The following is a 26,439-nucleotide window of genomic DNA, read 5'->3' on the forward strand; positions in this document are numbered from 1 at the left end:
AGAGGGTAGAAAGGTAAAAAGAAAGGGCACATCCACAAACGGGCTAATTAATATTCATATCTTTAATAAAACCCTGCAAGTCACCTCACTATTGGCATAGCCTTGCTCTTTGTCAATTATCAACTTTAAAGTAACCCTTATAGATATAGGTTATTTTTTACTATAATTTAAGATTAAAGCTTTAATTGCACCGCGGAAATGCTTTACCCGCGCTAATAGCGCTAACAATATTTTATAAAGAGCAGCGTCGTGTGTTCAGTAATAATGGATATCAAAATAGCAAAGTAAGGAATGAAAGATAAGATAGATTAAATAAAAGTTATCGGACGTTATATTATGAACAATCATTTTAACTACGGCATACTTGCTTTATCTTTTTGCCTATCATTAGCTAAGTACTATATACGTGTATCCTACATTTTATAATATGGCGTTTATCAACGAGGCAATGTTCACGAGTTAACGCCAAGATAAGGTGAGTTACTTTTAAATAGTACGTTTAAATAGTGCATATATATAAGGCATTTCTTGCTGGAAAGGATTAACAAAGACATATTCATTGCTTTCGATGAGCTCAAACTTGTCTCCTAGTCTTTTTTGCATTTCATCTGTAGAGTATCTGTGCACAGTTAATCCGGCGCAATGGGTTGCGCCTGTACTGGAGAATTCTGCCAATAACACATAGCCGCCACATTTGACGGTGTTTTTCAGGTTGTCAAAGTAGTGGGTAATTTGCTCTTCAGTGAGGAGAAAGTGCAATACAGCGCGATCAATCCAAACATCGACAGCAAAACTTTCATCAAAACTTTGGCTTAAATCATGGTGTAAATATTGGCATTGACTTGTATCCAGCCTTTGAGATAACTGTTCTAAAGCCTTGGCGCTAATATCATTGACCAGTAATTTCGCCTTGGTTTTTAGTAGTTCATCCACTAGCTTGGAAGTGCCCGCACCGGCTAAGAACAATGTTGAGCTGGCAGAAATAGCTATATTATTTAGCAAATTCAGCGTTTGGGATAAGTCGTCTTCATACCAGCCGAGCTCAGTATCTTGTTTTGCTGAAAAAATCTCATCCCAGTGCTCTTGTTTGCTTTTCATTGCTATCCCTCATTTTTTATGACGTTTACCGACCAGACTAACTAGTATGTTAAAGCAAAAACAGCTATTTGTCCGTAGTGATAATGGCGTACCTTACCTCTGACTAAGCTGCTTTCATACCATGCTAAATCTTGATTAAATTAATGGCTAGATATTGCAGCGCTAACCACTAAAGGATAAAAATTGAGTTATAATTACTGCCAAGTCGTAAACTTAATTTTGTCCTGTTAAATTAAAATCAAATGTTTAAAAATACCTTAAAGTTCAGTAGCCTTATTGCTCTATTAATATTGACAATTTTATCCATACCATTAGTCGCTAAAGAGTTGTTGATGTTAACTGATGATGGACCGCCGCATATGATTGCCGCCACAAATAGCGGCATCGATGTTGATATTGCTCGGGAGGTCTTACAAATAATGGGCCATACGGTTAAGCTTGGTTTTGCCCCCTTAAAGCGAACAATGCGTCAAGTTGAGCATAAGAAAGCTGATTTGTTTTTGCCAACATTTTTTCAGAAAGATACCGCCAAGTTGTTTTTTTCTGTACCTATTATAAATTATCGTCCGATAGCTTTTAGTTTAAAGAAGAGTCATTTTAACTTTAATAAAATTTCGGATTTAGCTGGTGTAAGGTTAGTTACTTTTCAAGGTGCGGCCGGTTATTTTGGCGACGAGTTTGTCAAAATTTCAACGTTTAAAAGCTATCTTGAACTGCATGACATGTCAAAATTTCCAGAAATGTTAATCAAAGCAAGGTGTGACGTTGTGGTTTTGGATTACTATATTTTTTATTATTATTTACAAGAATATCTTAAGAAAAACCCGACAGAAGATTTTACTGTTGCAGGAATTGATAATTTTCTATTATTCTCCGAAGTTAAAGCCCATGTCGGTTTTCATGATCAAAAACTAAGAGGTGAGTTTGATAAACAATTTTTGCTTTACCAAAGTCAGGGAAAAGATAGGGCAGTAATAAATAAATATCTAGGCTTTATTCAACCTCCGTTATAACGTCACTTTCGTTTAACTTCACTTTCGTTTAACTTCACTTTCGTTTAACCATTAGCTAGTCACTTGTTGACAGCACATGAGCGAATTCAATTTTCATGTTGAATTCGCTCATGAATTCGCTCATGAATTCAACATGCGCTAATGTTGTCATAACGGTGGCTGTCCTAGTTAACTCTAATAAATAAATATCTAGGCTTTATTCAACCTCCGTTATAACTTCGCTTTCGTTTAACCATTAGCTAGTCACTTGTTGACAGCACATGAGGCGAATTCAATTTGCAGGTTGAATTCGCTCATGAATTCGCTCATTAATTCGGCTACCGCTAATGTTGCCATAACGGAGGGTGTCCTAGTTAACTCCTTAAGTTATATTCATGAGCGCTAAGTTAAGTTGAAGTATTTTTGTCCAACCCCATGGATGATCTTTTAACGTATGCTCTAGTATAAATGGCATAATCTTAGCCCCGAATGTGTCGCTTACCCTTAGCCAGCATTTTATCAATACAAAATATAATCCGAATTACTTCACCTTTTATCACCATCATATTTTTAGACTAATTCCTTTATCGCATGATTTATATTTAAAAAGTTAATTGCCAACCTTTCCTAAAGCAAATGAAAATGATAATGATTCTTATTTGATCTAGTGGTAATTAGTAGGTATGCTACTGCAAAAATAAACATGGATTTATAGTTAAAACTATTAAAAACAACATATGGAGAAGGCAGTAATGGGAAAAATAAGTGTGTTATCAAGGATAAAAAAAAATAAAATCTCAGTACAAATATCAATTATTTTAGCTACCAGTACCTTAGTACTTAGCGGTTGTGGCAGCAGTACTGAAAACCCTGATGTTAAGAATACTGTGGTTAAGAGTGCTGTTGTTGAGGTGGATTTAAACCCAACATTAGCAAGTGGTTTACTTTGTATTGATGAAAATAATAATGGTCAATGTGATAGCAATGAGCCAAGTAAAGCAGATTTTTCTGCTGGCGAAATACCGGAAGATTTTTATTCTGATGAATATTCACGCTTACTTGAGCTTAACGATGGCAGTTTATTTATCGCGGCGCCCACTACTACCATCATTACGGCTTACGGTACGATAATTAGTAATGAAATATTGTTTAACCCAACGGTTGCAGGTGATACTAATTTAGCGGCGAGCTATATCCAAGAAAAATTGAGCCTTGAAACCGATGGCAGTTTTGCTGTAGACCAAGCAAGCCAACTACAAGCTTCAATTAAAGCGGCACTCGTTGTAGCGCCGACAGCACACACAGCTAAAGCTATTGCTGCCGTTATTGATGAAGTTGTCGCGAGCGAAACTTTTGAGGTTACCGTCACTGCAGATCAAATTAATGCTGAGTCTATTGCTAAACGGGATAACCAATTAAGCGGAACCGAACTTACTTGGCAACAATCTGATGGTGATGAAACACCTGATTTCATCATTCCATTAGCGGGTCGTAATTTAACGGCTATGACCATGCATTACCATAATGGCTTAATGATAATTGATACTAGTGGTGATACCCCTGTTATTGCGGCTAATGGTCTTTTTGCCGCGGTAGATGGTGAACGTTACGAAATTGATGGTGTTACCGGAGCAAGTGAACATAGGTTACGTGGTGCAGTGGCATCTACTGATGGGCAATATGTTTATATTAATATTCGTCCACGTAATGAGGACGCAATCGGTAACGACAATGATGATAAATACGGTTTATTCCGTGTACAAATAAATGATGATGGCAGCTTTGCTGATTACAACGATTCATCTGTTTTACGCTATGCCAGTGCTTTTATTGGTGATTTTGAAATCGTTGGCGATAAAATTTATGTTGAAGACCGAGATAGAGACGTTACCTTAATATTAAATTTAGATTTAACTGATACCGGTGCAACGGTAGCGGCTGCAGACGCGGGTGGTTTAAGCAATATTGATAGCCAGTTCTTTTCACCTGACGGCACTTACATTTACGCAATCACTGAAAGTATTGCCGCTGATGATACGGCTGATCCTGTGGTCGTCGCGGTAGCAAGTAGCTTTTACAAAATAAATGTCAGCACTAATGAAATTGAAGCTTCTTTTGAATTAACGACCTCGTTTAGTCAGTTGAAATTTTATCATGACGGTACTAAAGCACTGGGTTATTTAGATGATTATGCGACGTTAATTGATCTAGAAAACATGGTGTTAACCGATGAACTACCCTTAGCCAGTGATGTCTTTTATGGTGAGGTTAGCGCGGATAATCAATACGCAATATTTGCTTCAGACAGTTATGAAGTGTGGGTCTTTGACTTAAATGCTATCGACTTAGGTGTCTCGGCAAAATTTGTTGCCGATGAGCGCCTTCGTGTGGCAAGCGTCGATCAATATGGCAATATTTTTGCGGCTGGTCGTGGTTTTAACCAGATAACTAAATATGCTGTTGGCGACGTTATCTCACCAACAGCTGCAATAGCACTGGATAAAGCCGCCATTATTGCCGGTAATCTTTATCGTGGTGGTTCGTTAACGGCTATTGTCTCTGATCTTAGCTTAACCGCTGAAATTGATGGCGGTGCAGGCTCTGCTATTGCTTGGTCTTCAACCACAACCAGTATTAATACTGCTGATGCAATAAATGATGACAGCCCAGAAATTGGCGCAGTAACTCGTCCTCACAATGGTTCAGGCGATGAAACCGGTATATTAACCGCTAGTCTTAGCTTTAATTTCCGTAATCTCTCTGAATCAGCTAGCAAAGATTTTGCTGTCAGTATTCGTCAAACACCCGCGAGCTTACCCGCGGCACACTCAGTCTTTATGGCAGATCACAGTTCACAATATATGGCCGTTAACTACGATGGTGACATCAGTATTTCACCGGTTAAAAATGATGACGATGTCTATGGTTTTGTTAGCTTAAAATTAATCAATAGCGAACTAAGCCTTGTTTCTGGCACACCTTCAGCGCCAAGAATCTATGCAGATTTTGAATCTTTGGTCGGTGTAGGAATACACAAAAGTTATGCTGTAGGTATTAGTGCCGCGCTTGATGATACTGACGGACAAGCGAGAATATTTACCGTAGCCCTTGATGATGCTGGTGTGTTAGCGGATACGGTAACGACTAGTATTGATATTACTACGGGTACACCGCTGAAAGCTGGCTTCAATAGTGAGCAATCCATCGCTGCCGTTATGATTGAAAAAGCAGACGGTAGTTATATCGCTGAAATTTATAGCTTAGGAGACACGGGTGAAATCGAGTTAAGCCATACCATTGAGATGGCAGCAGCTGACTATAAAACATATGGTCCGCCGGCAATTAATGATGACGCTAGTCGTGTTTACCAACGTGATAGTGAAAATAAAATAATTATGTCGGCTGCTGACGGGTCTAGTGCCTCAGCCACAGTTGAGGAAATTGCGAGAGTTTGGTACTTCAATGGTTTTGTCTTTATTACTGATTATGATGGCAATGTGGTTAGCTTTAATGAAAGCCTTGATGAATCTTCTCGACAAATGTTTTACACCGGCACCGGAGGTCGGATCTACGGCGCAGTAGGTAGAGAATTAAATGGTAGCAACTACCTTTTCCTACCAGTGCAAAGGACAAAAGACGCGGCGTTAACCGGTGTTTACCAACTAGAGATAGCGGCTGATGGTAGCTTAACCGAAGTGGCATTTTCGCTGACTACTGAAGGTGACGGACCAAACCGAATGGCAGTCTCTGGTGATGGTGATACGGTGATCTACAGTAACCGTATTAGAAGTGGCGATAATAAAGGTCGATGGTTAAGTGCAGTAGTCATTCCTACGGAATAATTTAACCCAGATAAAGCAGAGTAAGTGACTTCACTAACTCTGCTTTTTATTTCTTCGTTATAAATCCCTTATTAACAGTCTCCATTGAAAGGCGAGTAAAATGAAAACTATCCCCCTTGTTTTGATGTTATCACTACTACCTATTAACTTCGCAGTCAGCCATGAAATTGGCGATACCATCAGTAAAAAAGCACAACAAATACTTAACATTCCCGCTGGTAAAGTGGGTGTCGTTGACTTTTTTGCTTCTTGGTGTGCTTCCTGTGCGAAAGAAATTCCCGACATGAAAAAATTTATTAAAGCAGATACCGAACAAAAAACGTATGTTATCGGCATTGATGTCGATGAAGAGCTGGAGGAGGGTTTAGCTTTCCAGCAAGAACTTGCTATCGACTTCCCGGTAATTAATGACACTGACCAAAGCCTTATTGCCGAGTTTTCTCCTATTGGTATGCCGGCTTTGTATTATGTTATCGACAATAAAATTGTCGGTAAGCGCATTGGCGCGGTCGATAATATCGATGAAAAGATTAAAGATGATTTAGCAAAACTCAAGGTGATAATTTAATGTTGTCGTCGATAAAAGCCACTAAAAACTTAGCCATTATCTTGGCGTGTTTTGTTTGTACCGCCTGTTCAACCATCGAAGCAGTAAAACCTTGGCAAAAAGCCACCTTGGCTCAGGAAACCATGCGTTTTGGTGGACCCAATCCGATGATTAAAAAATTTGATGAGCATATTTACACCTCTAAAGAGGCCACTAAAGGTGGTGGTGGTGTATCTGGTGGCGGCTGTGGCTGTAACTAAAACCATCATCTTAGCAAAACGTGTGCTACGGAGTTGAAAACGTGAAAAAAAATAATACCAAACTGAGTTTGCTTATCGTAAGTTCAGTCGTTAGTGCGGTAATACCGTTAACGAGTGTTGCCGAAAATAAAGTCGCTATTCAAATGCAGACTTATCAAGAAAATGATGATCGTATTAAGGTACAAGACGGAAAAATGAGTATAGAGCACGACTTTGGTCTGGATCATACTTTAAATGTCGAATTTGATTGGGATTCCATTTCAGGTGCATCACCTACCTGGGATACTGTCTCAGGCGCTTCACAAACAGCAACCTCTGATGCCAGTACTGGCGCATCATCTTGTATTGATGAAGAGGGTAATTATTACACCTTATGTCGAGATACCAGAGCCATAGCGGGTATTATTGGCGATGGTTCAAGCAACTTAGATGACTTTTCCTACAGTAACGTCGAGTTAGAGGATCACCGAAATTCAGCGGCTTTATTATATACCTATCGAACACGGAAAATGCGCAACGAGATAAGTGTTGGCGTAAGTTATTCAAAAGAAAGTGACTTTATCAATACCGGTATCTCGGCTGAATATATGATGTATACCGATACTAGCAAAAACCGGGCGATTACGGTTGGTGTTTCCTACATGGCTAATGAAGTGTATGACTATGCAATAGATAAATGGCATGATTTTTCGTTAATCAATTATCAAGTGGGTATTACCCAGGTATTTAATAGTCACATGGTTGGTAAATTTAATGTTTTCTATATGGCAGAAGAGGGTCATTTATCGAATCCCTATTTTAATGTCGTTAGACGTATCAATGTCACCCAGGGTGAATTAGTTACTTTAGGTTCGCCGGTTAACTTTAAATACTATTTAGCCAGAGAATCTCGACCTGAGCAACGTAAAGCCGGTGGTATCTCGGCGCAAACGGTTAGCCAGCTTAATGATTACACCCAGTGGCATATATCTTATCGATTTTATCAAGACAGTTGGGATGTGGATTCTCATACCATTGAGTCGAAGAGTTATCATCGCGTGACGGATAAAATTCGCTTGTCGCCGGCTTTACGTTATTACCGACAAGGCGCGGCAAATTTCTTTAAAGCACATGACGCGACCGACTATGTCTTTGACGAAACAGGTTACGCTTCTGCCGATCATCGATTAGGTAATTTTGACTCTTTGACCGTGCAATTTGCTGTTGAATATTTACCTACCGATAAACTCACCTGGAATATTGTTACCGGCTATCAGCAGCAGTCAAGTGGCTTAACCTTTGCTTGGGTTAATTTTGGCGCACAGTATCATTATTAGAGAATATATGAATGAAAAAATCATTTAAATTGAGTGTCATAACACTCATGATATCCAAGGTGTTATTACTTTCAGGCTGTACCGAAAGTGAATACCAAGCACAAAACTGTTTGCTCGAAAGTACGGGAGAAATATCGAGCACTATTAGCTGTGCAACACCGGATGGTACTGCGTTTTCAGCCGATGGCACAATCAATGAAAAAGATGCTACTGAGGTAACACCGATAATCACATACCAAGATAAAGGTGGTGTATCAGGGCGGATTTTTGCCAGCAGCTATTGGGCTAACGCGCAAGTGTGTTTTGACCTTAATAGAAATGGTCTTTGTGATGAAGGTATTGAACCGATTGAGTATAGCGATGAAAATGGTCAATATAGTTTTGATTCATCGCTACTTGCCAGCAGTATTGCCAACAAAGCGCCATTATTGGCATTAAGTGTCCAACATGAGGACGATAGTGAACAAGTCTCTCAGCCCCTGGCCTTATATGCCCCCGCTCCGGATAACAGCACTGATCACAATATCAATATTTCGGTCTTCACCACTCTAACCATGAACGAAATGGTCTTTAATCCTAATAGCTTAAGCTCAGCAGAGTTCGCTCGTGCGCAACTGTTAGCCAGTAGTTTGGTTTTTGGTAATGATGAACTATTGCTAGGACAAGACTATATTGAGCTTGCGGATAGTGAACTTAGCATTCAAGCCAATAGTATTAGTGCCAGTTTATTATTGGCGCAGGAGCTTGCTGGTAGCAGTAACTACCTTAGCCATTACAAAGCAACGGCCGCAGTATTAGATAACATGGTACAAAACAATAGTTATCAAGTGGTGGTGACTGAAGCTGATATAGAGGCACAAAGCTATTTGGATAATAAGGTCACCGCGTCACTCTCTGCTACGGCCATAGTTTGGGGTTTAGCCCATGATGATGAAAGCAGTGTTGATGTTCATGTGCAGCAGAATTTAGCTGTGGTGGCATCAAAATATCATAACCGCTTAATTGTTTTGGATATGAGTGAAGATAAGCCAGAAACATTGTCATTAAACCTTTTTGCCGGCTCACCAACTGAGCGTTATGACATTGATGCCTTTACCGGGGCCAGTGAACAAAGTGTAAATCAGCTGCTGGTCACACCTGATGCCTTAAACGTACTGGTGAGTGTTGAAAAATATTCAGGCGACAGTAGTGAACTTGGTGTTGGTTTGTACCGCGCTGACTTATCAAACCCTCACTTAATTACCGATAAACGTTTTGCCGAAGACTCTAAAAATACCACCGACTTTTTTAGTTTTTCTGGCTTAAATCATAGTGCTATTTCTTATGATGGCACGTATATCGCCTTATCGGGTGAAGATAAACAAGCAAAGGTATTAAATGTCGCTGATTTTAGTGTGGTGCAAACCGTAACCTTTGACTCAAAAGTACGCGCTGTTGCGCTAGATAACTTAGGAAATACTTTATTTGCTAGTTTATATGGCTCACGTGTTGGCGTTGCTATTGTTGATATAAACACAGGTGCAGAGCTTGGTTTTTTCGCTACGGGCAGTGTTTACCCACGGTCATATAATGTCTTAGCTGATGGTAATACCATTGCTTGGTATTTACGTGATAGTAAAGTGTTATCAATATACGATATTAGCACCCGTGCTCAACCGTTGTTGAAAAAATCATGGGCGGTGGTGAAAAGTATTAAAGATTTTAAAATATCTGCTGATGGCACTTTAGCCGCTATCGCTATGGTGGATGGTCGTCTTGAGTTGTATGCCATTGAGGGTGAAGCCAAACTTATTGATGTTTACCAAACGGAAGTCGACAGTGATTCATTGGTTAATAAACCCATCAATAGTATTGCTTTTGTTGATAATAACAAGCTGGTTATCTCGATAAAAAATGGTGTGCAAGTGCTTGATATTTCATCGGTGACCGATGAAATAGATGTGCAAACCTGGTTTGAACTTCATCGGAAACCATAGTCCCTCAACTTTTGTTAGTCAATAAAATATAAAGATGGCACTTGGAGTATTTAGCAAGTGCCGTCTTTTATCGCCTATATTTTCGTTTTTAAAGAGGTTTTTCATGTTAAAAAACATAATTCAAAGCAGTTTGTTTTTATGTCTGATATTCGTCACTCATATAACACTAGCGGTGAATGAGGCAGATTTATTACCGGCCAATAAGGCCTTTAAATTTTCAACGTCATTTAAAGCGCCGAATATTTTAATCGCTCAGTGGGATATAGCAGATGGCTATTATCTTTATAAAAAGCGTATAAAAATAAGCGCAGATAAAACATCATCATCGCTATCAGCAGTAACGGTTGCTGCCGGAGTATTTCCTGAAAGTACTCGGTTAACTGATGCTTCCTATGGTGATGTTGAGGTTTTTAGAAATAAAATCACCGTGCAGTTTCCTATGATAGGTAAGCCGAGTGATATTGAACATGCGCGGCTTAAGGTGCGTTATCAAGGCTGTGCTGATGTGGGTGTCTGTTATACACCGATTAAAAGTCACATAGCTATTAAGGATTTACTGAGTGAGCTTGGCCAAGTTAGCGATGAAAAAGAGTTAGAAGTTAAAAACATTAACAGTTCGTCGGGCAAGCCAGCTATTTTATTATCTGAGCAAGATACTATCGCAGCAAGTTTATCAGCAGATAATTACTTCTTAACCTTATTGAGCTTTTTTGGCTTCGGCTTATTATTAGCGTTTACCCCTTGTGTATTTCCTATGATCCCTATTTTATCGGGGATAATTATTGGTCAAGGCAAGGTGCTGTCAACTCGCCGTGCCTTTAGTCTATCACTTACCTATGTATTAGCGATGGCATTAACCTATACGGTTGTTGGCATTTTAGCGGCATTGTTCGGCACCAATCTACAAATATGGTTTCAAAACCCGTGGATATTAAGTAGTTTTGCCGCTGTTTTTGTCTTGTTGTCATTGTCTATGTTTGGTTTTTATGAATTACAAATGCCGGCGTCAATACAGGAGAAATTAAATAATATCAGTAATAAACAAGAAAGTGGCAAGCTGGCCAGTGCCGGCATTATGGGCATACTGTCCGCATTAATTGTCGGCCCTTGTGTTACCGCGCCACTGATAGGTGCCTTAATATATATAGGACAAACCGGTAATGTCTTGTTGGGCGGCTCGGCTTTATTTGCCTTAGGTTTAGGTATGGGCGCGCCATTATTAGTTATAGGTACCTCAGCCGGTAAAATTATGCCAAAAGCAGGCGCATGGATGGTGGCGGTAAAGTCAGCTTTTGGTGTGATGATGATTGCGGTGGCAATATGGTTATTGGCTAGAATATTACCGCCGCTAGTGACGCAGTTTTTATGGGCCTTGTTATTAATATTCTCAGGTATTTATCTTGGTGCATGTTTGCAGCATAGTAAAGAAACCTCCCCTTGGCAGCTATTCTGGAAAAGCTGTGGTTTTGTCTTCATCTTAGTGGGTTCTTTACTTATTATTGGGGTAGCTAGTGGTACTAATAACCTGTTAGCGCCACTTAAAGCCTTCACTGGCGGCGGTAATGTAGCGCAAAATATTAGCCATAAAGGCATTAACTTTACTACCATAAAAAGTCTTGACGATCTGGATATAGCGCTAGCAACAGCAAGTCAGAATAATCAAACGGTTATGTTAGATTTTTATGCGGACTGGTGTATTGCTTGTATTGAAATGGAAGAAACAACCTTTACTGATAGCAAGGTGAAAAAGGCCTTAAACAACACCATCACCTTACAAGCTGATGTGACCGAAAATGATGAGATAGATGCCGCGTTATTAGCACATTTCAATATTTTAGGGCCGCCAGCAATATTGTTTTTTAATGACAAAGGCGAAGAGCAGAAGGGTTACCGTACTGTGGGGTATACCGCAGCAGATAAATTTTATGCCCATGTTTTAAAAGCAGTTAATAACAACTAGCTTTGAATAATAATGTTATAGTCAAAAAAGGTTATCGCGGTATATTACTGTGATAACCTTTTGTATTGGTAACGTTAAAAATAATAACACCCAGCTCCTAACAAGATAAATAATCACATGTTAACAACCGATAAGCAGCCGAAAAAACATTGTCATCAATTTACCTGCATGACCACACCTTGTGAAATTATACTTTATGCAAAACGTGGCAAAGATGCCAAAAAGGTTGCGTATTTAATTGAAAAAAACACCCGTCGATTAGAACAGAAATATAACTTTTTTAGTGAAGATTCCTTTATCAGTACCATCAATAATAGAAGCGTCGCCGTAGTTAAAATAGATGCGGAAACTCATCAGGTATTAACCTTAGTAAAAGCCCTATCAGCGAACACCAATAATATTTTTGATATCACCACAGGTACCTTAAAACAATGTGCCAAATTAGCCAGCATTGACGAAATAGAACACTGTAGAAAACGTTTAATACCTTATATTGGCGCGGATAAATGGTGGTTAACTCCCGGTGAAATTCATTTTGATAATCGCTATGTGAAAATTGATCTCGGTGGGGTAATAAAAGAATATGCCGTTGACCAAGCCGGGGCCATTGCTAAAAAAGCAGGCTTGTCAGCGTTAATTAATTTTGGTGGCGATATTTATGTTAATGGTAAAAAACCCGATAACACAGCGTTTACTGTCGCTATTAAAAACCCCAAAAATCCACAACAGAATATCGCCATGTTAACCTTAACCGATCAAGGTTTAACCACGTCAGCACATTATGAACGGAGCAGGGTTGTTGAAGGAAAAAGCTATTCTCATATTATTAGTAATGAAAGTAACAAGAAAGACAGCGATAACAGCAGCGAAGCAAGCAGTACCGCAAGTAATGCCGATAATAACGCAAAAATGCTGTCCGCTACGGTTATTTCATCGTCAGTATTAACCAGTGGTATATATTCAACGGCGTTAATGCTCAATGCTAATTTAGCTATAGACCCAGAAATTCAGGTGGTGTTAATTGATGAACAGTTAAGGTTGCATCAAAATATTTTCAATTAGTTATTTACTATCATTTAAGATCAAAGCTTTATTGCACTGCGGAAATTAGCCGCCTCATTTAATGTGAACAATAGCAACACATCAACAAAAAACAACAAAGACAAAAAACAAACAACAAAAACAACAAACAACGACGAACAACAAAGACAGCCATCTTTAAAAACAAACAACAAAGACAGCCATCTTTAATTTTAAGAAACAAAAACAACAAAAACAGAATAACAAAGACAGCCATCTTTAATTTTAAGCATATGGGTTGCTACATAGTGCCGAAAACGTAAAGGATAATTCATTTTAAAAGCGACTGATTACGGTTTGGGTGCTAAAAATGTATTTTACTGCATATTGGCTGAATTGAGATTGTCGTTATGCCTTAGCGTCTGCCAATATCAAAAGAATATAATGCCTATACGCTTTGAATACGAGTGCTAAGCGAGCAGTTTATTACAGACTGCTAATGTCGTTCGCCTGTGTAGTGCTTGGTGTTGACAAAAATCACTGAGCACCTCAGCATGCCCCACTGCGCCATGAAACCTTCGGGTGAATTGTGTGGTTAAGGTTAACCAGTTTTCTGCGCTGATGTTTAAGCGATTCAGGATTTTAAGTTGCTTTTTTTCAATATAACCGCATTTATCTGCGCGAACAAAACAACAAAGACAGCCATCTTTAATTATCTTTAATTTTAAGAATAACAACAAAGACAGCCATCTTTAATTTTAAGCATATGGATTGCTACATAGAAAACAACAAAGACAGCCATCTTTAATTATCTTTAATTTTAAGCATATGGGTTGCTACATAGTGCCGAAAACGTAAAGGGTAATTCATTTTAAAAGCGACTGATTACGGTTTGGGTGCTAAAAATGTATTTTACTGCATATTGGCTGAATTGAGATTGTCGTTATGCCTTAGCGTCTGCCAATATCAAAAGAATATAATGCCTATACGCTTTGAATACGAGTGCTAAGCGAGCAGTTTATTACAGACTGCTAATGTCGTTCGCCTGTGTAGTGCTTGGTGTTGACAAAAATCACTGAGCACCTCAGCATGCCCCACTGCGCCATGAAACCTTCGGGTGAATTGTGTGGTTAAGGTTAACCAGTTTTCTGCGCTGATGTTTAAGCGATTCAGGATTTTAAGTTGCTTTTTTTCAATATAACCGCATTTATCTGCGCGAATACAGCGCCCAGTTAAATCAATTAGCTCAAGGTAATCTTCAATAGTAAAGGTAAGCCCTTTAGGTTTATTTTTATGCTCATTACCTATGAAAGGTAGTAACTTTTCTGCTTGCTTACCATGTAGGGCCGCTTTAATACGTTGCTTAATACTGGTGTAGTTTGATTGCTCAGGCGTAGTCGCTATTTTTGCCCTAATGGGATTTAAATCAACATAGGCCATACAGGCAATAATCGCGGCTTCATCAAGCAAGGCTTGAGATTTAAAACGGCCTTCCCAGAAACAGCCAGTGCAGTTATCTTCACGATTGGCCCGTCTTGCTATATCCTCATTAAGCACCCGCATAAACCAGCTAATATCCGTTAATCGCTGCCGATATACTTGAGCGGTTTGTTCAACCATGGCTTGCAAGGGCGCTATTAATTCATCACCGCGTGAATATTGCTGAGTCAGTAGTGTGCCCTTGAATAGTTGGTGCCAACGATTAATAACCTCTACAGTTGACCACGACTTGGCCTTTTCTTCATCAACAAAGAGTACCAAATGGCTATGGTTACTCATTACCGCATAGGCACAAACGTCAATGGCAAAAACATCAGCTAAAGAGAGCAGTTTATCTTCAACCCAAGCACGTCGATGTTCAAAACTCCGACCAGTAACCTTATCTTTGCCACATAAAAAAGCCCGACGTACACAGCGAGAAATACAGTGATAGTAGGGGGTATCAATTAAACTTATTTGTCTTTTTCTTGCCACAGCCATGTAAGCCTCGATTAAATATAATATCAAGTGATGATTTAACCTTAGTTCAGACCGATAATTTTGCCATAACGGTGGCTGTCCTAGTTAATAGTTGCTAGTTAATAGTTATGCATTATTTGATTTAATGACCAATGATAAACAAGCGTTGCCAAATTTACTTCCTGAAACAGGGCTTACTGAAGAATGGGAGCAGTTACTCAGTGCTATTTTTATAGTATCCCCAACATATGGCACACGAACAACCTCTATTATTACGCAAGACATTGAAGGACGTGTTGAAGTATATGAGCAAAGTTATGCACCTTCAGGTCAATGTGTAGCAAAGCAACAATTTCGTTTGTAGGAAGGTAACTCCATCGGAATTATCTTTAAGTAATCACTTTTTTGGGTTTTAGTTTTTTTCTGAAATTTAATCCCGTAGGATAAATCGCAACCAACGAACTTATTATTAATTTGTCTCCTACTGTGTCAGGATTGTTGTCGCCTCAATTATAAATAAAATTTTTACTTCAAAATGGTCAGCTACATATAAATGCCGTCGCCAAGTAAAACAGCTTCACCGTTTGAATTTCCCTCTCTACGATCTTCTTCTAAGCAAGAGTCTAAACTTCCACTTTTATTTTTAACCGCTTCTTTTAACCAGTCAGGATAGTCACACTTGTTCTTATCGTATATTTCACACCATTCTTTTGTTGTTTTTATCACTTGTTTTTCCTTTTTGTATTAAAACCGAGGGGGGCAGAGCATTTAAAGTATTACCTACACATCAAAAACATAAACTGACAACTCAACTTAAATTCATTGTAACCACTATATAAAAACTAAACTGTCAAACATCGTCGCCCTGCTGTAATAAGTTGCAATCGATTAGATGACAACTTATTACAGCAGGGCAGTGTTAATGCTGATTATGGGGATTTGAGGGCATACATCGCAGCACCAGCTTGGAAGATTTTTGGGCAACACCAGCGGGTTTTGAATACAGTTTTATTGGTGTATTTACCTCGAATATCGACTTAGGTTTATTGATGGAACACAGTTGGGATTCACGCGGTGAAGTTGCTCTAAGCGCGGAAGGTTCATTGCTGCAAAATGACTTGTTTTTAGGAGCAAGATTAGCTTTTAATGATATGCAAAGTAGCGAGTTATTAATGGGCATAGGCAGTGATTTAGACCACAATGCCTTTAGTTTCCTTATTGAAGCAAACCGTCGCTTTGGTGCTAATGTTATTGTCAGTGTTGATGTCAGACTGCTACACAGTAATGATGAAAACGACTTACTTTATAGCCTTAAGTAATGATGACCATGTGCAAGTATCTGTGGCGTGGTATTTCTAAGCCTCGCTTTATCCTTAACGGAAAGCGCGAATAAATTCCTTAACGAAAAGCGCGAATGAATTCCCGCCTACGGTAGGCGGGATTTTAATCGCGCGGTTGCTTAATATTTAATCACGATTAATTACCAATCAAGCCATTAATATGAGCAACAACACTTCGCCCTAGTGCACTGGGAGCATAACCACCTTCAAGCACCGAAACAATTCTGCCTTGACCATACTTATTGGCGATAACTTTAAGTTCATCGGTTATCCAACGATAATCACCTTCAGTTAAACTCACCTGGGAGATATCATCTTCGATGTGGGCATCAAAGCCCGCCGAGATAATGATTAGCTCGGGTTTAAACTGGTGTAATGCCGGTAACCAGTGTGCAGTTAACTTTTCGCGGAACTGCTCACCCTTTGTTGTTGCCGCTAACGGGGTATTGATAATAGGTGCGGTATTACTTTCTTCAACTTCAAAGGGGTACAGTGGGTCTTGGTAGCTTGAGCAAAACAGGTAACCTTTGTCATCCTTGGCTGTGGCCATAAAGTGATTCTTAATAATATCTTCGGTGCCATTACCGTGATGGACATCAAAATCGACTATGGCGACGCGTTTTAAAGCATACTTTTGTTTAGCGTAAGCGGCAGCGATGGCAACATTATTAAAAAAGCAAAAACCCATGCCTTTATCATGTTCTGCGTGATGACCTGGCGGCCTAGTGGCACAAAATGCCGCGCTTAGGGTGCCATCCATGACGAGATCAACCGCATCAACCGCAGCCCCGGCGGAATACAAAATAGCGGTCAGTGATTTTGTATTCATTACTGCGTCGGCACCGACGATAAAGTGTTCTTCGCCTTTCGCTTCATTGGGCGCATTATCAAAAACAAAATCAATATACTCTTGTGTATGCGCTAGGGTTAGCAAGCTTTTATCAATAGGCTTTGAGTCAAATTGACGGACGACGTAATCTAAGCCACTACGAATTAATTGGTCTGAAATAGCGGTTAAGCGTTTAGCATTTTCAGGGTGGTGCTCACCCATGTCATGTTCGCCACATCTATAGTGGCCTATTATTCCAACTGGCATAGTTATTCTCTTTTTTTAGCGAGTGAATATTCAGCTTGTCTCGTTAAAGTTCAATTAAGGCGTCAAAAGTACTCATTGACTAACGTCAACTCCGTGCCTTTTCCTTTTACTTGCACCATAGTGCTTAAAGCTGAACAGTCACTGGGTATTCAATTTATTTGTTAATTAATCGTAAGTATTTATAAGTAAACTTTAAGGTGTACTTTCTTCATTCAGGGTCAGCTTTAAACTCACTTCATCGTAATCATCACTGGCTTGACGGACAAAACCGGAACGTTCGAAGACTTTTAACATAGAGCCATTATCACTGCGAACACAAGCCACTAGGCTATCTAGTTTACGCATCTTGGCGATGGTAATAATTTCACCGAGTAAGGTAGTTGCCATACCGCGGCCACGCAAACTTTCTTTAATAACAAAGGCCACCTCACCACTATTAATACTTTCAATGTAATAATATCGAGCCACGGCCTCAATCGCTTCACCTAAAGAATCTTTCTTGGTAAAGCACAAGGCAAGATCTACATGTTGGTTAACGCTGACCAAGTTACAGGACTTCTCCCTGGTCATCTGGGTAATGTGATGGTTGTAGCGCATCATCAAGGTTTCTTTATTATGGGAATAGAAAAACTCTTGTAACTTTCGCTCATCTGCCGGCGCAAGTGGCCTTAAGATATAATTAATATCGGCAAAATTAAAGCGCTTCATTTCAATTGAGCCTAGTTCAGGTACCGAACTCGGAGAGCTTTCTTGATATTCTGGTACCCAATAATGTTTACGCACATCGGCAAGTAATTTATCTCTAAATTTAGGGTGAGCAATTCTGATCAGCTCTAAGGCACGCTCTCTAATACTCTTACCGCGCAAGGAGGCAATACCAAACTCGGTCACCACATAGGACACATGGCCGCGCGAAGTTACTACGCCGCCACCTTCAGTGATATGGGCAACAATGCGAGATATTTTGCCATCTCGGGTAGTTGAGGGCAGGGCAATAATAGGCATACCGCCTTTACTCAGTGATGCGCCACGAATAAAATCAACTTGTCCACCAATGCCGCTGTAAAATTGATAACCAATAGAGTCTGAAACTACCTGACCGGTTAAATCGACTTCAATGGCACTATTAATAGACACCATATTGTCATTTTTAGCGATTTTTACCGGTGAGTTGATATGCTCTGACGGATAAAATTCTATGTGTGGGTTGCCATCAACATAATCATAAACTTTTTGCGTGCCAATACAAAAAGTCGCTACCGCTTTACCTTTATGGTAGGTTTTTTTGCGGTTATTAATCACGCCTTTTAACATCAAATCAACCACACCATCAGATATCATCTCACTGTGAATACCTAAGTCTTTGTGATTACCTAAATAACGCAATACCGCTTCGGGAATTTTACCTATGCCTATTTGTAAGGTAGCGCCATTTTCAACCAACATAGCAACATATTGACCTATTTGCTCGTTGCGGCGATCCACTTCCGGTGGTTTTATTTGTGGTAGGTCTTGTGCAACGTTTATCCAGGCATGAATTTGATTTACATGAACAAAGCTATGACCGTTAGTGCGTGGCATTTTCGGGTTTATCTGGGCAATAACATATTTAGCTGCTTTTACTGCGGAAGAAACGATATCAACACTGACACCTAATGAACAGTAACCATATTCATCTGGCGGGCTGACCATAATAAGTGCTACGTCGAGGGGTAAAATATTTTCAAGAAATAAGCGTGGCACATCGGAAATAAAACACGGGGTATAGTCACCACGCCCTTCGGCAATAGCTTCGCGAATATTTTTACCACCAATAAATAAACTATTTACTTTAAATAAATCTTTATGTTCGCGCTTGGCCCAAACATTTTCAGAAAGGGTTAGAATATGGACGGTCTCAATATCATGCAAACCTTGGCTATTGGCTATTAAGTCATCTATCAAGGCATTCGGTACCGCGGCATTGGAGCCGATAAAGATACGATTACCGGACTTTAAGTAATCACTCCAGTTGACACTATCACGTTGCTCATCTTGTGCTGTCATGAAATTTCCTTGGCTACTTCTTTGCTATAAATAGACTAGGCATTGCTTAGTCTTTGTTTAGGTATTTACCTAGTATGCTCTCATCAATAAGGTATTTATTGATCACTGTCAATTGTGCGTTTGTTAAATGATGAAATAAGTTATAATTAGCTGTTTTTAACGTGATTTAGTGTGATTTTACTGCTGTTTCGCTGATGTATCAGTTTTATGTCTTTTCATATTTTAAGGGTTTAGTTTAGTGTTTGACGGAAAAATTTTTATCATAGGTTTACCCAGAACAGCAACGACCAGTGTTTGTTTAGCCATGTTAGAGCAAGGCTTTAAAACCGCGCATAATGTCTATACCCAAAATGCCTTTGTAGAAGCGCAGGTACTTGCCGATACGCCGATATTTTGTGATTATCAAAAACTGGATAAACACTTTCCTAATAGTAAGTTTATTTACCTCACTCGGTCACCAGAACAATGGTTGCCATCAATCAAGCAGTTATTACAGCGCATGATAGTGAATTTGCAGCGCACCGATGGCGGCTTTAATCCGCATTTAAAACGTTGTTATAATGAAGTTTTTGCACCATTAACGGCCAATAATATTAACAGTGATGAATTCTTTCTTAGCTGTTATAGCCGTCATCAACAGGGAATTGACGATTACTTTAAAGACAGATCTCAAGACCTATTGACCATAGATGTCAGTGATAAAAACAGTTATATGAAAATGTTAGCTTTTGTTAATATTGATAGTGACAAGGCCAGAGAGGGCGGTTTTAAAAAAATCAACCTTGGCGGTAAAGTAAAAGCCTGGCAAGGCCTTAATAACACGTTAAAAGTAGAATCTACTAATAAAGGCAAAATTGATAAGCTGCTTTACTAGTAAAAGGTAATGACTAACGCGGGATTTATAAAGGTTTTATAGGTAAAGTTTTTTATTAAACCTTTTTGATAAAATATTTTATTCAGCCAAGTTAGCTTAGCTATTGTAGAGTGAAAAGTTCACAGGTAAAATCACGCCAATTGTATTGAGTAATTTCCATTAAGTAAATATTGTCTTAGAGAGTAGTAAATATGTTTGAATTAAAACACCACACTGGCCAAGATTGGGTTGATGCCGTTATGGCTGACTTTAACTTGTTTTTGCAAGACCATGCTGCAGCCGAGAAGAAAGCTTCAGGTATGGCAATGGCAATGCTGTCTCATTATCCAGACAAAGCTAAATTGGTTCGCGCTATGACTGATTTAGCCATTGAAGAGCTTATTCATTTTAAACAAGTATTAAAGTTACTTGTCGCCCGCGATGTCACCTTAGGTCAAGATAAAAAAGACCCTTACATTAACCAGCTCCGCGCCTTGTTCCGTAATGGCACCAGTTATTTTATGATGGATAGATTACTGGTTGCCGCCGTTATTGAAGCGCGTGGTTATGAGAAGTTCTGGTTAGTTTCACAAGCACTTCCTGAAGGTAAAGATAAAGATTTTTATGTCGCCATTGCTAAGTCAGAAGAAAAACATAAAAACTTATTTGTTGAGCTGGCGTACGAGTATTGTGATAAAGCCGAAGTTGACCAGCGCTTAGAAGAAATTTTAATTGCTGAAGCTAAAATTTGTGCGGCTCTACCTATTCGCGCAATTCTCCACTAATAGTATTTTATCTTATTCGTGTATCGCCCGATAAAGGCAGCTATACCCGTAACCATTCAAAGTGCACTCTGAAACTTGCATCTTGATTGATTACGGGTATTAGATACTCATTGACTCACGTCAACTCCGTGCATTTTCCTTTTAATTGAGCAATACACTTTTAAGCTACGCCACTATATATGTTTATTAGATTACCGTTTCTTTTGGTTAAATAAAATTGGCTACGGGTAACTAAGTGCACTAAAAGGAAGTGAATGATAATAAGGGAAACTTCCATAATTAACTTGATATTAGCGATAAAAGAATAGCTTGCTGATAAGACAATTTGAGCGGTCTTAATAGCTATTATCCGTTTTAATCGGGTAATACTAGGATCCCTAAGCTCTCTAGTAATTGCTCTTGTTGCCAATGACAAATTTTTACGCCATCAAGGTCAACTCGCCTGATGTTGAGACCATTTAATTCTGTATGTGTTAAGTCGCAACCTTGCATTTGGAACTGCTCCCAAGCATCTTCTGAAAATTCACTGCGGCTTAAATCTGAATTTTTCAGTGAAGCACTTTGCAAGTTAGCGCCATGCCAGCGATTTTCAAATAAGTCACACTTCTCAATACGCACACCAGAAAAGTTTGCATAAGATAAATTACATCCGGTGATATAGGCCTTACAAAAGTATGACTGACGTGAAATTTGATTTTCAAAACTCGCTTTAACAAAGTTAGCCCCTTTCAAGTCACAAGACCTAAACTCTATGCCTAAACAACTCGCTCCGATAAAGCTAGCCATAGACAATCGACACTGCTTAAAGCTAGTATCACGTAGGTTCGCATAATCAAATCGGCAGCCCTCAATGCTACCTTGTTCGATAAAGCTACATTCAATAAATTCAACATCGCTTAAATCAGACCTATTAAAATTACATCGATAGAAATTACATTGTTCAAAGCGCATGCCTTGCAAGTCTTGGTTAGAGAAGTCGTGCTCAATAAAGTCTTTTTTAGTTGTCGGCATTATAGCCCTCCAAGTGATAGTGCGTGAAGATTACCACCTAGGTAGTTAAAATAGCCATCAATTAAATACTAGTAAAAACAATGAGTTAAAAGACGCTGAAATAGCCTCTTAAAGGGGGTAAAATGCCATTTTTAGTGCGGTAAAATTATTTTCAGAGATGCGTGATGGATGAAGAAAGTTTACCGATGAAAATAAAGCTCTAGGAGCTAAAACGTGTACGTCCGTTAATTACCTTAGCTGAGTAAAAGTATTAACGTCTAAACTGTTGGTATCAGGTTATTAATCGGCCTAAATAAAATGGTGAAAATAAAGCTATGCCGTGACAATTACTGTTGCCATTTTGTGCCCTTTTGTGCGCTATATAGGCGATTTTAAATAATGAAGGAATATGGTCTATCGGTCCTTTATGTCTTTAACTAGTATATATAAGTATAAAAAGATGAGGGGGTTAATGCTGTATTTGATAATACTAATAATTACTGGTAACGTATTAAAATTATTAATGAAAGTGCACTAGTTACCGATAGTAATTAGTCAGGTTAAATTGTATCACCCTGAAATTCTCACGAATAAGCTGTTATGTTTTTATCAAATTAAGGCGTTTAAATTATGGATGAGTCGAAAACTGAAAATATTTATTGGCGGTTTATAAAGTATTTAATCTCAGTATCTTTATCAATAGCATTGCTTGAGCTTTCTGGTGTAGATGCAGCAAAAGCGAATGTTTTTTCATTCGATAAATTTTCATTTTCAATATTAATTCTGCTTTCAATTTGCTTATATACTTTTGATAATATGCTTAAAAGTATCACAAAATGGTTTAATAAAAAAAGTAAAACAGTCTTGAGTAATTAAAAAATACACCAGAAGTTCAAATAAAAAAATACTGTTGGCTGTTTTCACTCAGTTCAACATTTTAGCCAACAGAAATTTTTCGATTTTTACGCTTGTAGGATCGTTGCTACTCTATAGCGTTATGTTGAAGTAAAGGTATGGAGATAGAAGCCACTATGGATATTAATGAAATTACAACTTTTTTAGGCTGGTGTACTGCGCTTAATGTGTGTTTTTTAGCTTTTGCAGCAATATTTCTTTTTTTATTTAATGGCTTCACTATCAATATTCACAGTAAATTGACTGGTGTAAGTGCTGCAGAGTTACCTACCTTATATTTTTCATACATGGCAAATTACAAAATAGCTGTTATCATTTTTAATTTGGTGCCGTACCTAGCATTAAAACTAATGATTTAGTGGTTATTTCATCAGACAAACCGGCATTATTTGCCCACTATTGGCGCATTGGTAACTAGGAGAATATTAAGATGGAATTAAGGTTTGTTTCAGAAAAAACGATTAATGGCTTGAGTATCAGAACGGATAATGAAACTGAAATGGATCCGAATAAAGGAAAAATTTCATCTTTATGGCAAGCATTTGATGAAACAGTTTCGGTAGATTATAAAAATGGTGAAAGAGTATACGGTGTATATTCTGACTATGAATCAGATCACACCGGTAAATTTACCGTTCATGCTGGTTTTGATGGCTTGTCTATGCCGCCAAAAATAAGCTTAGCGCAGGTAACTATTCCTGCAGCAAAATACCTAGTATTTACGCATAAGGGAGAAATGCCTCAAATAGCTATTGATGCTTGGACTGACGTTTGGAATTATTTTTCTAAGGGTAAAGAAGAGCATAAAAGGCTTTATTCAACGGATTTCGAGTATTATCCACACGGAAATGAAATTGAAGTTCATATAGCGGTTAAATAGTTACATTACCGGCAGTTAAACAAGGACAAAAAATGGTTGGCTTTTGCTCCTTCGTCGCTAATGTTAGCCAACAATAACTTAGCCTATTATTTGGGCGTTGGTATTTATTCGACCAGTTGGAGTCATACTAATGGATGTCGTTAGCTTTATGAATATCGAGGAGACTGAAAAGGATTTAATTATTTCTTTTGCGCTCGATATTGGAGAGGGTTACATTAAAACACTTCTTCTTCACCGAACATTATTTTATGAATTTATATTGCCAGACGAGGAACGTGGCACTAATGTCAGCCTTGAAGGGAGTGATTTATCAAAGGAACATATTAATAGCTTAGAATGTATTACCTTTGATGGCAGTGTAATAAAGATAAAGGCTCGATTTAGTTACCACGAAATAGACTTGGTTAAAATTGACAAGGAAGAATTAAAGAATATAGAAAAATCTCTAATTCTGCATAACTATGATGAGCGATTTGAAGTTAAATTTATATAATAAGCGGTCAAGTGTCATCATGAAAACCTGGCTAGTCATCATATTATTGGCAATTACCTCAACGACTGTATATTCAGCAGATGAGATTAAACCATTCATATCTGATGGCTGTAGTTCCTTTCCAGATGGCACTCTCGAAGATAAAGACTTATGGCTTTCTTGCTGTACAGCTCATGATTTTTCCTATTGGGTGGGAGGTACTTATCAAGATTGTGTTGAGGCAGATGAATCGCTGCGTCAGTGTGTGACAAACGTAGGAGAACCTGTCATTGCCAAGCTTATGTTGGCGGGGGTACGTGTCGGTGGCACGCCTTATCTTCCGACTAAATTTCGTTGGGGATATGGTTGGCCTTACCCTCGGGGATATAAAGTAATTAATGAGCAAGAAAACAAGAAAGTACAGGCTCAACTAAAACTTTTAGGCAATGACAGATAACAAAAAATTCAGCTATCTATTAATTCTACTTATTGCTGTGTTGGTATGACTCCCTACAGCAAGTGAAATACATCAATCCCTGCTTATTAATTTAGATCCCTAAGGCTAATTTTTCAGTTTAATGAGTTCACCCATTAGATGATGCAAGTCTTAATATATGCTCAGCTGGTGGTGTAAATACCACCTACAAGTGAATAAATAGGGCTAAAAATAGCAGGATCAGTATAAACTTAGGGGGGTGATGTAGGCACGTTTTTTTACAAAACTGTGGTCAAATAAACTAACATCTAGTTTTCTTAACACTAAGCTACCTTTTGTTTTTTTGTAAGCTATTGAATTTATTGCTTTATATTTGTGGCGTAACATTTGCTTTATTTGATAGTTAATTATAACTCGTTAACTAATTACCTTTAGCTTACGTTTAGGTTCAAGCTTAGTTAAAACAAGGAAGAGATATGTCAGTAAATCTTGAAGATAGACCCATTGAAACTGTTCGCAGTGAAGTGATTGATCAATTAATCATGAATTATAGTCATGGTGAAATCTCTTATGAAGCGTTTGATCGTCGTTTAGACCAAGCGATGGAGTTGGCTAATCATCAAGCACTTGTTGAACTGACCAGTGATTTACCACTTGCTGTTGATAAAGCCTTTGTTGAAAGCAAAAAGCAAGACCTAGCGCCTAATTTTGTTGCTGGTGAAGCAGAAGAAGTGGATACCATGATAAATATATTTAGTAGCAGCAATCGTGGTGGTGCGTTTCGAGTTGCTAATGAGATACGTTATTTTAGTCTTTTTAGTAGCACTGAAATCGACTTTACTGATGCAGTATTTAGTCAGCAAGAAGTGCGTATAAAAATGTTTAGCCTCTTTAGTAGTGATACTATTTATGTGCCGGAAAATATTAATGTTGCTGCTAAAGCCTTTTGTATTTTTGCCAGTATTGATAACTCAGCGCCTAATAATGGCGTTAGCCAGGTAAGGTCAACGACACCAACCCCCACCATTATTATTGAAGGCTTTTCGATATTTAGTAGTGTTAATATCGATTTAAAGCGCTCGATGAAAGAAAAGTTCATCAAGATGGCGGACAGTTTTAAAAAAATGTTTTCGTAATTAGCTAACTGGTTAAACGAGTGAGCATTAATGTGGTTACTGCCTTAATTCATCGGTTTATTGCGAATATATCGGCCATTTTCTAACGTAGAAAAATAGTGTGTTAGTTTTGGATGGCTGATGTCGGTCAAAATATCATCAGGGGCTAAGTTTTGTTCGGCTACATACGTTGAATGTGAACTGCCATGAACTAATACACTATACCAAGGCTTATCTTTTGGCGGTCGAGACTTAGCTACTTGATCATACCAATCATCAGTGAGTTGAAAATTCACATCAACATCGACTATAACGCCACGATATGCAAAAAGTCGGTGTTGAATTAAGTCGCCCACGGAAAACTTTACCTTGGTTATATTTGTTACTTTTCCCATACACTCTTCTCCATGAATGAGTTAAGTCGGCTTATGCCAACCTTTAAGGTAATTAATCTATATGAAATATAACCTTTACCACAGCAAAATAATTTCCATACGGATAAGTTCACGCATTTATAAGTATAGCCAACATTTATTCGCTT

26 protein-coding genes are annotated in these 26,439 nt (G+C 38.5%); 18 read left to right on the forward strand and 8 right to left on the reverse strand.

Going from position 1 to position 26,439, the window contains the following annotated elements; genetic code table 11:
- Positions 1-486: 486 nt before the first annotated feature.
- Complete coding sequence (locus MTCD1_RS13430) at positions 487-1,098, reverse strand: methyltransferase (protein ID WP_057181449.1); 612 nt, start codon at positions 1,096-1,098, stop codon at positions 487-489.
- Positions 1,099-1,430: 332 nt separating this feature from the next.
- Between MTCD1_RS13430 and MTCD1_RS13435 the strand changes: the two genes are divergently transcribed.
- The 8 genes from MTCD1_RS13435 to MTCD1_RS13470 all read left to right on the forward strand — a co-directional run bounded on the left by MTCD1_RS13435 (position 1,431) and on the right by MTCD1_RS13470 (position 13,053).
- Complete coding sequence (locus tag MTCD1_RS13435; RefSeq protein ID WP_057181448.1) at positions 1,431-2,111, forward strand: substrate-binding periplasmic protein; 681 nt, start codon at positions 1,431-1,433, stop codon at positions 2,109-2,111.
- Positions 2,112-2,842: 731 nt separating this feature from the next.
- Positions 2,843-5,932 carry an immunoglobulin-like domain-containing protein gene (locus tag MTCD1_RS13440; RefSeq protein ID WP_057181447.1) on the forward strand — a complete coding sequence of 1,030 codons (3,090 nt, stop codon included), beginning with the start codon at positions 2,843-2,845 and terminating at the stop codon, positions 5,930-5,932.
- Between the two features lie 100 nt (positions 5,933-6,032).
- Positions 6,033-6,500 carry a TlpA family protein disulfide reductase gene (locus MTCD1_RS13445; RefSeq protein WP_057181446.1) on the forward strand — a complete coding sequence of 156 codons (468 nt, stop codon included), beginning with the start codon at positions 6,033-6,035 and terminating at the stop codon, positions 6,498-6,500.
- Positions 6,500-6,739 carry a DUF4266 domain-containing protein gene (locus MTCD1_RS13450; protein WP_057181445.1) on the forward strand — a complete coding sequence of 80 codons (240 nt, stop codon included), beginning with the start codon at positions 6,500-6,502 and terminating at the stop codon, positions 6,737-6,739. The genes MTCD1_RS13445 and MTCD1_RS13450 overlap by 1 nt, the downstream gene beginning before the upstream one ends.
- Before the next feature lie 41 nt (positions 6,740-6,780).
- A complete protein-coding gene (locus MTCD1_RS13455) occupies positions 6,781-8,055 on the forward strand; it encodes a DUF3570 domain-containing protein (protein WP_057181444.1) in 1,275 nt (424 codons plus the stop codon).
- Between the two features lie 11 nt (positions 8,056-8,066).
- A complete protein-coding gene (locus MTCD1_RS13460) occupies positions 8,067-10,031 on the forward strand; it encodes a WD40 repeat domain-containing protein (protein ID WP_057181443.1) in 1,965 nt (654 codons plus the stop codon).
- 103 nt (positions 10,032-10,134) lie between these two features.
- A complete protein-coding gene (locus tag MTCD1_RS13465) occupies positions 10,135-11,991 on the forward strand; it encodes a protein-disulfide reductase DsbD (protein WP_057181442.1) in 1,857 nt (618 codons plus the stop codon).
- Positions 11,992-12,108: 117 nt separating this feature from the next.
- On the forward strand, positions 12,109-13,053 hold the full coding sequence (locus MTCD1_RS13470) for an FAD:protein FMN transferase (RefSeq protein WP_057181441.1): 945 nt from the start codon (positions 12,109-12,111) through the stop codon (positions 13,051-13,053).
- Positions 13,054-13,481: 428 nt separating this feature from the next.
- On the opposite strand, the gene MTCD1_RS13475 is transcribed toward MTCD1_RS13470, so the two are convergent.
- Together MTCD1_RS13475 and MTCD1_RS13480 are read right to left on the reverse strand one after the other, a co-directional pair.
- Positions 13,482-13,751, reverse strand: a complete 270-nt coding sequence (locus MTCD1_RS13475; protein WP_057181440.1) for a hypothetical protein — start codon at positions 13,749-13,751, stop codon at positions 13,482-13,484.
- Positions 13,752-14,016: 265 nt separating this feature from the next.
- Positions 14,017-14,991, reverse strand: coding sequence for a hypothetical protein (locus tag MTCD1_RS13480; RefSeq protein ID WP_057181439.1), 975 nt, complete (start codon positions 14,989-14,991; stop codon positions 14,017-14,019).
- Positions 14,992-15,115: 124 nt separating this feature from the next.
- On the opposite strand from MTCD1_RS13480, the gene MTCD1_RS13485 reads away from it, so the two are divergent.
- Complete coding sequence (locus tag MTCD1_RS13485) at positions 15,116-15,334, forward strand: NRDE family protein (protein WP_231733046.1); 219 nt, start codon at positions 15,116-15,118, stop codon at positions 15,332-15,334.
- Positions 15,335-15,513: 179 nt separating this feature from the next.
- Here MTCD1_RS13485 and MTCD1_RS13490 read toward each other — a convergent pair whose 3' ends face one another.
- Positions 15,514-15,696 (reverse strand): hypothetical protein, encoded by a 183-nt coding sequence (locus MTCD1_RS13490; protein WP_057181437.1) that lies wholly within the window; start codon positions 15,694-15,696, stop codon positions 15,514-15,516.
- Between the two features lie 239 nt (positions 15,697-15,935).
- Between MTCD1_RS13490 and MTCD1_RS13495 the strand changes: the two genes are divergently transcribed.
- Positions 15,936-16,289: a hypothetical protein gene (locus tag MTCD1_RS13495; protein ID WP_057181436.1), complete on the forward strand. Its 354-nt coding sequence runs from the start codon at positions 15,936-15,938 to the stop codon at positions 16,287-16,289.
- A gap of 157 nt (positions 16,290-16,446) precedes the next feature.
- Here MTCD1_RS13495 and MTCD1_RS13500 read toward each other — a convergent pair whose 3' ends face one another.
- Both MTCD1_RS13500 and MTCD1_RS13505 read right to left on the reverse strand, forming a co-directional pair.
- Positions 16,447-17,406, reverse strand: coding sequence for a histone deacetylase family protein (locus MTCD1_RS13500; protein WP_057181435.1), 960 nt, complete (start codon positions 17,404-17,406; stop codon positions 16,447-16,449).
- A gap of 192 nt (positions 17,407-17,598) precedes the next feature.
- Positions 17,599-19,452 (reverse strand): GNAT family N-acetyltransferase, encoded by a 1,854-nt coding sequence (locus tag MTCD1_RS13505; protein WP_057181434.1) that lies wholly within the window; start codon positions 19,450-19,452, stop codon positions 17,599-17,601.
- Positions 19,453-19,756: 304 nt separating this feature from the next.
- On the opposite strand from MTCD1_RS13505, the gene MTCD1_RS13510 reads away from it, so the two are divergent.
- Together MTCD1_RS13510 and MTCD1_RS13515 are read left to right on the forward strand one after the other, a co-directional pair.
- Entirely contained in the window at positions 19,757-20,326 is a 570-nt protein-coding gene (locus MTCD1_RS13510; protein WP_438819288.1) for a sulfotransferase, read from the forward strand.
- A 191-nt stretch (positions 20,327-20,517) separates the two neighbouring features.
- On the forward strand, positions 20,518-21,090 hold the full coding sequence (locus tag MTCD1_RS13515; protein WP_057181432.1) for a tRNA-(ms[2]io[6]A)-hydroxylase: 573 nt from the start codon (positions 20,518-20,520) through the stop codon (positions 21,088-21,090).
- 354 nt (positions 21,091-21,444) lie between these two features.
- Here the strand turns inward: MTCD1_RS13515 and MTCD1_RS13520 are convergent, their stop codons facing one another.
- Positions 21,445-22,101 carry a Qnr family pentapeptide repeat protein gene (locus MTCD1_RS13520; protein WP_057181431.1) on the reverse strand — a complete coding sequence of 219 codons (657 nt, stop codon included), beginning with the start codon at positions 22,099-22,101 and terminating at the stop codon, positions 21,445-21,447.
- A 609-nt stretch (positions 22,102-22,710) separates the two neighbouring features.
- Here MTCD1_RS13520 and MTCD1_RS13525 point away from each other — a divergent pair.
- The 6 genes from MTCD1_RS13525 to MTCD1_RS13550 all read left to right on the forward strand — a co-directional run bounded on the left by MTCD1_RS13525 (position 22,711) and on the right by MTCD1_RS13550 (position 25,919).
- Entirely contained in the window at positions 22,711-22,956 is a 246-nt protein-coding gene (locus MTCD1_RS13525; RefSeq protein ID WP_057181430.1) for a hypothetical protein, read from the forward strand.
- A 137-nt stretch (positions 22,957-23,093) separates the two neighbouring features.
- Positions 23,094-23,354 carry a DUF6868 family protein gene (locus MTCD1_RS13530; protein ID WP_235013370.1) on the forward strand — a complete coding sequence of 87 codons (261 nt, stop codon included), beginning with the start codon at positions 23,094-23,096 and terminating at the stop codon, positions 23,352-23,354.
- 71 nt (positions 23,355-23,425) lie between these two features.
- Positions 23,426-23,875, forward strand: a complete 450-nt coding sequence (locus tag MTCD1_RS13535; protein WP_057181429.1) for a GyrI-like domain-containing protein — start codon at positions 23,426-23,428, stop codon at positions 23,873-23,875.
- Positions 23,876-24,005: 130 nt separating this feature from the next.
- Entirely contained in the window at positions 24,006-24,368 is a 363-nt protein-coding gene (locus MTCD1_RS13540; RefSeq protein ID WP_057181428.1) for a hypothetical protein, read from the forward strand.
- A gap of 19 nt (positions 24,369-24,387) precedes the next feature.
- A complete protein-coding gene (locus MTCD1_RS13545) occupies positions 24,388-24,804 on the forward strand; it encodes a hypothetical protein (RefSeq protein ID WP_057181701.1) in 417 nt (138 codons plus the stop codon).
- Between the two features lie 455 nt (positions 24,805-25,259).
- Complete coding sequence (locus MTCD1_RS13550; protein WP_057181427.1) at positions 25,260-25,919, forward strand: LiaF domain-containing protein; 660 nt, start codon at positions 25,260-25,262, stop codon at positions 25,917-25,919.
- A 44-nt stretch (positions 25,920-25,963) separates the two neighbouring features.
- Here the strand turns inward: MTCD1_RS13550 and hspQ are convergent, their stop codons facing one another.
- Complete coding sequence (gene hspQ / locus MTCD1_RS13555; RefSeq protein ID WP_057181426.1) at positions 25,964-26,293, reverse strand: heat shock protein HspQ; 330 nt, start codon at positions 26,291-26,293, stop codon at positions 25,964-25,966.
- Positions 26,294-26,439 lie beyond the last annotated feature (146 nt).

Source organism: Colwellia marinimaniae, from assembly GCF_002207865.1.
In the GTDB taxonomy this organism is placed as follows: domain Bacteria; phylum Pseudomonadota; class Gammaproteobacteria; order Enterobacterales; family Alteromonadaceae; genus Colwellia; species Colwellia marinimaniae.

Excerpts from the sequence above, each read along its gene's own strand:
- MTCD1_RS13460 (WP_057181443.1), top strand. The coding sequence starts at position 8,067 with ATGAAAAAATCATTTAAATTGAGTGTCATAACACTCATGATATCCAAG.
- MTCD1_RS13485 (WP_231733046.1), top strand. The coding sequence starts at position 15,116 with ATGACCAATGATAAACAAGCGTTGCCAAATTTACTTCCTGAAACAGGG.
- MTCD1_RS13470 (WP_057181441.1), top strand. The coding sequence starts at position 12,109 with ATGTTAACAACCGATAAGCAGCCGAAAAAACATTGTCATCAATTTACC.
- MTCD1_RS13500 (WP_057181435.1), bottom strand. The coding sequence starts at position 17,406 with ATGCCAGTTGGAATAATAGGCCACTATAGATGTGGCGAACATGACATG.
- MTCD1_RS13445 (WP_057181446.1), top strand. The coding sequence starts at position 6,033 with ATGAAAACTATCCCCCTTGTTTTGATGTTATCACTACTACCTATTAAC.
- MTCD1_RS13535 (WP_057181429.1), top strand. The coding sequence starts at position 23,426 with ATGGAATTAAGGTTTGTTTCAGAAAAAACGATTAATGGCTTGAGTATC.
- MTCD1_RS13465 (WP_057181442.1), top strand. The coding sequence starts at position 10,135 with ATGTTAAAAAACATAATTCAAAGCAGTTTGTTTTTATGTCTGATATTC.
- MTCD1_RS13510 (WP_438819288.1), top strand. The coding sequence starts at position 19,757 with ATGTTAGAGCAAGGCTTTAAAACCGCGCATAATGTCTATACCCAAAAT.
- MTCD1_RS13505 (WP_057181434.1), bottom strand. The coding sequence starts at position 19,452 with ATGACAGCACAAGATGAGCAACGTGATAGTGTCAACTGGAGTGATTAC.
- MTCD1_RS13540 (WP_057181428.1), top strand. The coding sequence starts at position 24,006 with ATGGATGTCGTTAGCTTTATGAATATCGAGGAGACTGAAAAGGATTTA.
- MTCD1_RS13530 (WP_235013370.1), top strand. The coding sequence starts at position 23,094 with ATGGAGATAGAAGCCACTATGGATATTAATGAAATTACAACTTTTTTA.
- MTCD1_RS13440 (WP_057181447.1), top strand. The coding sequence starts at position 2,843 with ATGGGAAAAATAAGTGTGTTATCAAGGATAAAAAAAAATAAAATCTCA.
- MTCD1_RS13480 (WP_057181439.1), bottom strand. The coding sequence starts at position 14,991 with ATGGCTGTGGCAAGAAAAAGACAAATAAGTTTAATTGATACCCCCTAC.
- hspQ (WP_057181426.1), bottom strand. The coding sequence starts at position 26,293 with ATGGGAAAAGTAACAAATATAACCAAGGTAAAGTTTTCCGTGGGCGAC.
- MTCD1_RS13520 (WP_057181431.1), bottom strand. The coding sequence starts at position 22,101 with ATGCCGACAACTAAAAAAGACTTTATTGAGCACGACTTCTCTAACCAA.
- MTCD1_RS13450 (WP_057181445.1), top strand. The coding sequence starts at position 6,500 with ATGTTGTCGTCGATAAAAGCCACTAAAAACTTAGCCATTATCTTGGCG.
- MTCD1_RS13550 (WP_057181427.1), top strand. The coding sequence starts at position 25,260 with ATGTCAGTAAATCTTGAAGATAGACCCATTGAAACTGTTCGCAGTGAA.
- MTCD1_RS13525 (WP_057181430.1), top strand. The coding sequence starts at position 22,711 with ATGGATGAGTCGAAAACTGAAAATATTTATTGGCGGTTTATAAAGTAT.
- MTCD1_RS13515 (WP_057181432.1), top strand. The coding sequence starts at position 20,518 with ATGTTTGAATTAAAACACCACACTGGCCAAGATTGGGTTGATGCCGTT.
- MTCD1_RS13435 (WP_057181448.1), top strand. The coding sequence starts at position 1,431 with ATGTTAACTGATGATGGACCGCCGCATATGATTGCCGCCACAAATAGC.
- MTCD1_RS13545 (WP_057181701.1), top strand. The coding sequence starts at position 24,388 with ATGAAAACCTGGCTAGTCATCATATTATTGGCAATTACCTCAACGACT.
- MTCD1_RS13430 (WP_057181449.1), bottom strand. The coding sequence starts at position 1,098 with ATGAAAAGCAAACAAGAGCACTGGGATGAGATTTTTTCAGCAAAACAA.